We start from the raw sequence: 7,895 nt of genomic DNA, 5'->3' as shown, positions 1-7,895 counted from the left end.
CTGCAAGCCGAACCCCGTTCTCGGGCGTGTCCCCTGGCTCACCCCTCCGTGAACGCGAAACGGGTGCGCACCCCGCTGGGGTGCGCACCCGCTTCACTGCGGGAGATCCGTGCTACTGGGCGGCGCGCTCGAGCACGAGCTCGCGCACGCGTGCGGCGTCGGCCTGCCCGCGCATCGCCTTCATCACGGAACCGATGATCGCGCCGGCGGCCTGCACCTTGCCGTCGCGGATCTTCGCGAGCACGTCCGGCTGCTCCGCGAGGGCCGCGTCCACCGCGGCGATGAGTGCGCCGTCGTCGGACACGATGGCGAGGCCGCGCGCGTCAACGATCTCCTGCGCGGTCCCCTCGCCGGCGATGATGCCGGCGATGACCTGGCGCGCGAGCTTGTCGTTGAGCGTGCCGGCGTCGACGAGCGCCACCACCGAGGCGATCTGCTCCGGGGTGATGAGGTCGGCGGGGGCCGCCGAGCGCTCGTTCGCGATGCGCGCGATCTCACCGGTCCACCACTTCCGCGCGGCCTGCGCGGGGACACCGGCAGCCACGGTCGCCTCGATCGAGGAGACGAGGCCGGCGTTCACGACGTCCTGGAACTCGAGTGCGGAGAACTGCCACTCCTGCTTCAGGCGGCGCGTGCGCAGCGTCGGGTGCTCCGGGAGCTGCGCGCGCAGCTCCTCCACCAGCTCGCGCGAGGGCGTGAGCGGCGCGAGGTCCGGCTCAGGGAAGTAGCGGTAGTCGTCGGCGTCGCTCTTCGGGCGGCCGGGCGAAGTCTCCCCCGTGTCCTCGTGCCAGTGGCGCGTCTCCTGCGTGATGCTGCCGCCCTCGCTGAGGATCTGCGCCTGGCGCTGGATCTCGAACCGCACAGCGCGCTCGATGGAGCGCAGCGAGTTCACGTTCTTCGTCTCGGTGCGGGTGCCGAGCACGCTCATGCCGGCGTCCTCGTTGCCGCGGGGACGGAGCGACACGTTCGCGTCGCAGCGCAGGTTCCCTCGCTCCATGCGCGCGTCCGAGATCCCGAGCGAGAGCACGAGCTCACGAATCGTCGCGACGTACGCCGCGGCGATCTCCGGAGTGTCGGCCTCCCCGCCGAAGATGGGGCGGGTGACAATCTCCACGAGCGGCACGCCGGCGCGGTTGTAGTCGACGAGCGAGTACTCCGCACCCTGGATGCGACCGGTCGAACCACCGACGTGGTTCAGCTTGCCGGCGTCCTCCTCCATGTGCGCGCGCTCGATCGGCACGTGCACCACGCGCCCCGAGGCGAGCTCGATCTCCACCGAACCGTCGTGCGCGATGGGGTCGTCGAACTGCGAGATCTGGTAGTTCTTCGCCATGTCCGGGTAGAAGTAGTTCTTCCGCGCGAAGCCAGACACCTCAGCGATCTCGCAGCCGAGCGCGAGCCCGAGGCTGATCGAGTAGCGCACCGCCTGGTCGTTGACCACGGGCAGCGCACCGGGGAGGCCGAGGCACACCGGCGTGAGGTTCGTGTTCGGCTCCGCACCGAAGGTGTTCGGCGCGGAGGAGAACATCTTGGTCGTCGTGTTCAGCTCGACGTGCACCTCGAGGCCGATCACTGGCTCGAAGCGCTCAAGCGCCTCGGCGTAGTCCATGAGCTTGGTCTTTGCCATTACGCGTTCGCCTTCCCGGTCGGGGCACCTGCAAGGGACGGGGCCTGCGCCCAGAAGGGCGCGCCGTCGCGGTCGGTGACGAGCTGTTCGATCGCCGCGCCGGCCTGGTACAGGCGGGCATCCTCGAACGCGGGGGCCATGAGCTGCAGCCCGACGGGCAGCCCGTCCTCCTGCGCGGTACCGATCGGCAGGCTGAGCCCCGGGATCCCCGCGAGGTTCGCCGGGATCGTCGTCGCATCGTTCAGGTAGTCCTGCATGGGATCGCCGCCGTGTGCGCCGAGCGCCCACGCGGTCGTCGGCGCCGTGGGCGACGCGATCACGTCGACCTGCGCGAACGCCTGCGCGAAGTCGCGCTGGATCAGCGTGCGCACCTTCTGCGCGCTGCCGTAGTAGGCGTCGTAGTAGCCGGCCGACAGGGCGTAGGTGCCGAGGATGATGCGTCGCTTCACCTCAGCGCCGAAGCCGGCCGCGCGGGTCTCGCTCATCACGCTCTCGACGGTGCCGCCGCCCTGCGGGGTGACGCGCAGCCCGAAGCGCACCGAGTCGTACTTCGCCAGGTTGCTCGAGGCCTCAGCCGGGAGGATCAGGTAGTACGCGGCGACCGCGTACTCGAAGTGCGGGGCGTCGATCTCGACGATCTCAGCGCCCTGCGCCGCGAGGAGCGCGAGCGACTCGTCGAAGCGCGCCTTCACGCCGGGCTGCACGCCGTCGATCATGAGCTGCTTCACGACGCCGACGCGGAGACCGCGCAGGCTCGTGGGATCGGCACCGGCGCGAGCCGCCGCGGCCATCGACGGCCACGCGTGGTTCAGCGACGTGGAATCGTGGGCATCGTGCCCGGCGATGACGTCGTGCAGGAGCGCGGTATCGAGCACGGTGCGCGCGCACGGCCCGATCTGGTCGAGCGAGGACGCGAGCGCGATCGCCCCGTAGCGGCTCACGCCGCCGTACGTTGGCTTGGCACCAACGGTGCCGGTGAGCGCGGCCGGCTGGCGGATCGAGCCGCCGGTGTCCGAGCCGAGCGCGAGCGGCGCGGCGAACGCGCCGACCGCGACCGCCGAGCCACCGCCGGATCCGCCAGGCACACGGCTCTGATCCCACTGGTTGTGCGTCGGACCGTACGCCGAGTTCTCCGTCGCAGATCCCATGGCGAATTCGTCCATGTTCGTCTTACCGATGTTCACGAGGCCGGCCGCGCGGGCCTTCGCGACCGCGGTCGCGTCGAAGGGCGAGCGGTAGCCCTCGAGGATCTTCGAGCCGCTCGTGGACGGCATGTCGGTCGTGACGAGCACGTCCTTGATCGCGAGCGGGACACCGGCGAGCGCGCCGAGCGTCTCGCCGGCCGCGCGGCGGGCGTCGATGTCGCGGGCTGCGGCGAGCGAGGCCTCGGCGTCGGTTGCGAGGAAGGCGTGGAGCTCGCCGTCGACCGCGGAGATGCGGTCGAGATGCGCCTGCGCGGCCTCCACTGCGGACACGTCGCCGGCGGTGAGCTTCGCGGACAGCTCGGCGGCGGTCAGCTGAATCAGGTCAGACACTACTGCTCCTCCCCCAGGATCGACGAGACGCGGAACATTCCGTCGGTGGTTTCCGGGGCGTTGTCGAGCGCCTGCTCGCGCGTCAGCACGTCGGCGATCTCGTCGGGTCGGGTCACGTTGTTGAGCGGGATCGGGTGGCTCGTCGCGGGAACGTCGGCCCCGGCCACCTCGCTCACCTTCGCGATATTCTCGAGAATCGAACCGAGCTCGGTCGTGAGCGAATCGATCTCGGCGTCGGTGAGAGCGATTCGAGACAGACCGGCGAGATGCTGCACGGTCTGAGCCGTGATCTCCCCGTTCGATGCGGCGCGCTCGGCCGCAGAAGTTTCAGGCATGCTGCTCCATCATGGCTTCGGGTTGTGGTGTCAACCCCACTATCCTAGCGAGCGCTCGCCGGGGCGGGCCCCTCAGACCGCTGCGAACTCCCCGTTGACCATGCCGCTCGCGTGCGGTGCGGCCTCCGGAGAGAAGCGCTGCTCAGCCGGGCCGCTGAGGTCGAGCTGCGAGAGTTCCACCCACACCACGTTGGGGCTCGTCGTCGACTCGTAGAAGAACCGGCGCTCCGTGAGATCCGCCACCGTCCGCCAGCGCGTGGTCGACACGTTCGGTCGCACGGGATCCGCGGTTCCGAACGGCGCCGAGGCGTTGCGGATGACGCTGAACGCGGACGCCGCCGCCGTGCGGGCGTCGTCGGTCTCGGGGAGCCGCGCCGAGTAGAACGCCGCGCGCGCGAAGCGATCGGGCGAGTCGGTGCCGCCAGGCAGCGGCTGGTCTCCCCCGAGCCCCGCGTAGCGCTGCTCGAGCTGTAGTTGCTCGGCGTATGCCGGCGAGTTCGCCATGACGGTGAACTCGGTACCGTGGTGCACCTCCATGGTGCCCGCCAGGAACTCGATGATCGCGGAGTCGCCGCTCGGGTCGCCGAGCGCGATGTGACCGGTGCCCGGCTTCCCGCCGATGTCGAGCGGGATGATCTGCACCGCGCTCCCGCGCAGCCACTCGACCGCGGAGGCGACCGTGTCGAAGCGGTCGAGCAGGCACTGAATCGCCTGCGCGAGCGCGAGGCCGGGGCGTGCAGGGTCGCGCGGCCCGTAGTCGGACTCGGCGAGGTAGAGGCCGCTCGCCTGGAGCCCCACCTCGTTGAGGCCGTCCACCGCGATCTCGCCGTACATGAGGCAGACCACACTGCCGTACTCCGCCCGCCAGGTGAAGGATGCCGGATCCCCTTGCGCGCTCTCGCGCTCCACCCCGCGCGGGCGCACCGCGAGCACCGTTCGCGTGTCCTCGAACCAGTCCATACTGCGCCCGACCAGGACGTTTCCGCTGCCCGGCGCTCCGAGCGAAGACCACAGGAATCGAGTGCACATGATCCACACCCTAGCGAAATCAGAGGGGTTCCGTCACCCCAAAACGAGCGGCTGATCGCTCCGCGCGCCGTCGACGTCCCAGAGGCCCGAGCAGCCGCGCCGGTGGCTTGAAACGATGTGGGTGTCGACGATGCCGATGGCGCTCATGAGCGCGTACATAGTCGTCGGGCCGACGAATCGATAGCCGCGGCGCTTGAGCTCCTTGGCGAGGGCCTCCGATTCCGGGGAGACCGCCGGCACCTGCGCCTCGGTCGCCGGGGCCGGCGACCGCTCGGGCATTGCGGCCCACACGAGCTCGGTGAGTGTGGTCTCGCCGCCGTCGGCGAGCTCGACCGTGACCCGCGCGTTGTGGATGGTGGACTCGATCTTCTGGCGGTTGCGCACGATGCCCTCGTTCGTGAGCAGGCGCGCAACGTCGGCGTCGGTGAACGCCGCGACGCGCTCGGGGGCGAAGCCCGCGAACGCCTCCTGGAAGGCGGCGCGCTTCTTGAGAATGGTCAGCCAGGACAGCCCCGACTGGAATGCTTCGAGGCTGAGCCGCTCGAAGACCCCGCGGTCGTCGGTTACCGGCATACCCCACTCGGTGTCGTAGTACTCGGTGAGGCGCGGATCTTGCGTGGCCCAGGCGGTACGGGTGGGGGCAGCTGGCGGCTGACTCATCTCGGTGTCCTTTCGCTCATCCCGTTCGGTACTTCCGCGCGGGATCGTCCCAGGCTAGTCAGCGTGCACCCGGCTCGGGTGTTCTCGCCCAGAATGTGGATAACTCGTGCGCCTACGCGTCGGGGAGCTCGAGCGCAGCGGGGCCCTCGGTGACGAGCACGGCGAACTGCTCGGCCGAGAGCACGGGGATCCCCAGCTCTTCGGCCTTCGCGAGCTTGGATCCCGCGCCGGGGCCCGCGGCGACGTAGTCGGTTTTCTTCGAGACGCTCGATGCGGCTTTCCCGCCGGCCTGCAGGATTGCCTCCTTGGCGCCGTCGCGCGTGAAGCCGTCCAGGCTCCCCGTCGCGACGATCGTGAGACCGGAGAGCACGCCGCCCTCGGCTTGCGCCGCGCCCGGCCCGGGGTGGCCTGGCGTCGCCCACTGCACGCCGGCCGCGGTCCAACGGTCGACGATTTCGAGGTGCCAGTCGACCGTGAACCAGTCCTGCAGCGACTCCGCGATGATCCCGCCGACGCCGTCCACCTCGGCGAGCTCTTCGCGGGTGGCCGCCCGGATCGCGTCGAGCGAGCCGAACCAGCCGGCGAGCGCGCGCGCCGCGACGGGGCCGACGTGGCGGATGTTCAGCGCGACGAGCAGGCGCCACAGCGGTTTCGTCTTCGCGCGCTCCAGTTCGGCGAGGAACGTCTCGGCCGTCTTCGATGGCAGGGTCTCGCGGAAGTCCTTCTTGATGCCGGCCGCCCGGCGTTCCGCTGGGCTCGCGTTCTCCCAGCCTGGCGGGTAGCTCGCCGCGCTGAGACGCTGGAAGGGCGCGCGGATCACCGGCGCGCCGGTCTCCTCGTCGATGCGCTGCTCCCCGGTCTCGGCGTCGCGCACGATCACTTCGATCGGGACGAGCTGCTCGAGGGTCAGTTCGAAGAGCCCGGCCTCCGTCTCGAGCGGCGGGGTCGCCGGGGTCTGCGGCTGCGTCAGCGCGGCGGCAGTGATCTCGCCGAGCACCTCGATGTCGAGGGCCCCGCGCGATCCGATGTGCTCGACGCGGCCGCGCACCTGCGCCGGGCATGCGCGCGCGTTGGGGCAGCGAAGGTCGATGTCGCCCTCCTTCATCGCGCGCAGCGCGGTGCCGCACTCGGGGCACGCCTCGGGCATGCGCCACTCCACCTCGCTTCCGTCGCGCAGCTCGAGCACGGCGCCCAGCACCTCGGGGATCACGTCGCCGGCCTTGCGCAGCACGACGGTGTCGCCGATGCGCACGCCCTTCGCCTGCACGACCTCCTGGTTGTGCAGGGTTGCCTGGCTGACGGTCGACCCGGCCACCTTCACCGGCGCCATCACCGCGTACGGGGTCGCGCGTCCCGTGCGCCCCACCCCCACACGGATGTCGAGCAGCTTGGTGTGCACCTCCTCGGGCGGGTACTTGAACGCGATCGCCCAGCGCGGGGCGCGGCTCGTCTCACCGAGCTCGGCGTGCAGCGCGAACTCGTCGACCTTCACGACGATGCCGTCGATCTCGTGCTCGACGTCGTGGCGGTGCGCGCCGCGATCCTCGATGAAGTCGGTGACCTCGGCGACCGAGTCGCACACCCGCGAGTGCGGCGAGACCGGCAGCCCCCAGGCGCCGAGAAGCCGGTAGGCGTCCGACTGGTTCTCGAAGTCGGGGTGCTCCCACGCCCCGATGCCGTGCACATAGAGCGACAGCCGGCTGAGCCGCTCACGCATGAGCGCGAGCTCTGCCGCAGACTTCTTCTCCGCGCGCTGCCGCAGGCTCCCCGCCGCGGTGTTGCGCGCGTTCGCAAACTCCGGGTAGCGCACGGGAATCTGGTCCTCGCTCTTCCCCTTGCCGCGCTGCTCCTCAGCGTACGCGGCCTGCAGTTCGTGCTGACGCTCGTTGAGCCAATCGAAGTCAGCTCCGCGCAGAAACACCTCGCCGCGCGCCTCGAAGAACTCGGGGATCCCCTCACCCGTCAACGTGCGCGGGATCACGGGGATGAAGTCGACGTTCTCGGTGATGTTCTCCCCCACCCGACCGTCGCCGCGCGTCGTCGCCGTCTCCAGCACGCCGTTGCGGTACGCGAGGCTGATCGCGAGCCCATCAATCTTGAGCTCGGACAGCCAGCGCACGGGCCGACCGGCCGCCGCGCTCGTCTTCTCCGCCCACTCCCGGAACTCGTCGAGCGAGAACACGTTGTCGAGGCTCAGCATCCGCTCGGCGTGCTCGTGCTCGGGGAAGCCCGCGGAGACGACCGCTGCGCCGACCTCGCGCGTTGGGCTGTCCTGGCCGGCGAGCTCGGGGAAGGCACGCTCGAGCGCCTCCAATCGGTGGAACTGCTCGTCGTACTCCGCGTCCGACACGAGGCTCGCGCCCTCGGAGTAATACGCGCGGCGCAGCCGCTCGATCTCGATGGTCAGTCGCTCAGCTTCCTCGCGGGCCGCCGCGAAGTCGCTCGGCAGCTCGGCGCCAGCGCCCGGCTGTGCCGTGAGCTGGGGATTCTCGGCGTGGAGATCGGAGTTCGTGTTCACGCGACAATTCTAAAGCCGACCACCGACACGCTGCCGGAACCGCGTGTCCGCGCCCACGGACGCCCCGCACCCGCGCTTCCGCACACCCACACTTCCCGCATCCGCACGGAGAAATCGGAAATCTCGGAGCCCTGCGCCACCTGCCCTCCGAAATTCAAGATTTCTCCGTGTAGAAATGCGGAAGGGTGGGG

The 7,895-nt window shown here is 70.2% G+C and carries 6 protein-coding genes; all 6 read right to left on the bottom strand.

The genetic code is table 11. From position 1 onward, the window contains the following. Positions 1-112: 112 nt before the first annotated feature. Positions 113-1,627, bottom strand: a complete 1,515-nt coding sequence (gene gatB, locus EGM46_RS09855) for an Asp-tRNA(Asn)/Glu-tRNA(Gln) amidotransferase subunit GatB (RefSeq protein WP_125099980.1) — start codon at positions 1,625-1,627, stop codon at positions 113-115. Further along, positions 1,627-3,162, bottom strand: a complete 1,536-nt coding sequence (gene gatA, locus EGM46_RS09850; RefSeq protein WP_125099979.1) for an Asp-tRNA(Asn)/Glu-tRNA(Gln) amidotransferase subunit GatA — start codon at positions 3,160-3,162, stop codon at positions 1,627-1,629. Before gatA ends, gatB begins: the two co-directional genes overlap by 1 nt. Beyond that, a complete protein-coding gene (gatC, locus tag EGM46_RS09845; protein WP_125099978.1) occupies positions 3,162-3,497 on the bottom strand; it encodes an Asp-tRNA(Asn)/Glu-tRNA(Gln) amidotransferase subunit GatC in 336 nt (111 codons plus the stop codon). The genes gatA and gatC overlap by 1 nt, the downstream gene beginning before the upstream one ends. Before the next feature lie 72 nt (positions 3,498-3,569). Then, on the bottom strand, positions 3,570-4,526 hold the full coding sequence (locus tag EGM46_RS09840) for a linear amide C-N hydrolase (RefSeq protein ID WP_125099977.1): 957 nt from the start codon (positions 4,524-4,526) through the stop codon (positions 3,570-3,572). 33 nt (positions 4,527-4,559) lie between these two features. After that, positions 4,560-5,186, bottom strand: coding sequence for a DNA-3-methyladenine glycosylase I (locus EGM46_RS09835; protein WP_125099976.1), 627 nt, complete (start codon positions 5,184-5,186; stop codon positions 4,560-4,562). Positions 5,187-5,298: 112 nt separating this feature from the next. Then, positions 5,299-7,635 carry an NAD-dependent DNA ligase LigA gene (ligA, locus tag EGM46_RS09830; protein ID WP_125099986.1) on the bottom strand — a complete coding sequence of 779 codons (2,337 nt, stop codon included), beginning with the start codon at positions 7,633-7,635 and terminating at the stop codon, positions 5,299-5,301. Positions 7,636-7,895: the final 260 nt, after the last annotated feature.

This window comes from Leucobacter chromiireducens (assembly GCF_003917135.1).
GTDB lineage: Bacteria > Actinomycetota > Actinomycetes > Actinomycetales > Microbacteriaceae > Leucobacter > Leucobacter chromiireducens_A.
This window is presented reverse-complemented; position numbering and strand designations above follow the sequence as displayed.

Excerpts from the sequence above, each read along its gene's own strand:
- gatC (WP_125099978.1), bottom strand. The coding sequence starts at position 3,497 with ATGCCTGAAACTTCTGCGGCCGAGCGCGCCGCATCGAACGGGGAGATC.
- EGM46_RS09840 (WP_125099977.1), bottom strand. The coding sequence starts at position 4,526 with ATGTGCACTCGATTCCTGTGGTCTTCGCTCGGAGCGCCGGGCAGCGGA.
- EGM46_RS09835 (WP_125099976.1), bottom strand. The coding sequence starts at position 5,186 with ATGAGTCAGCCGCCAGCTGCCCCCACCCGTACCGCCTGGGCCACGCAA.
- gatB (WP_125099980.1), bottom strand. The coding sequence starts at position 1,627 with ATGGCAAAGACCAAGCTCATGGACTACGCCGAGGCGCTTGAGCGCTTC.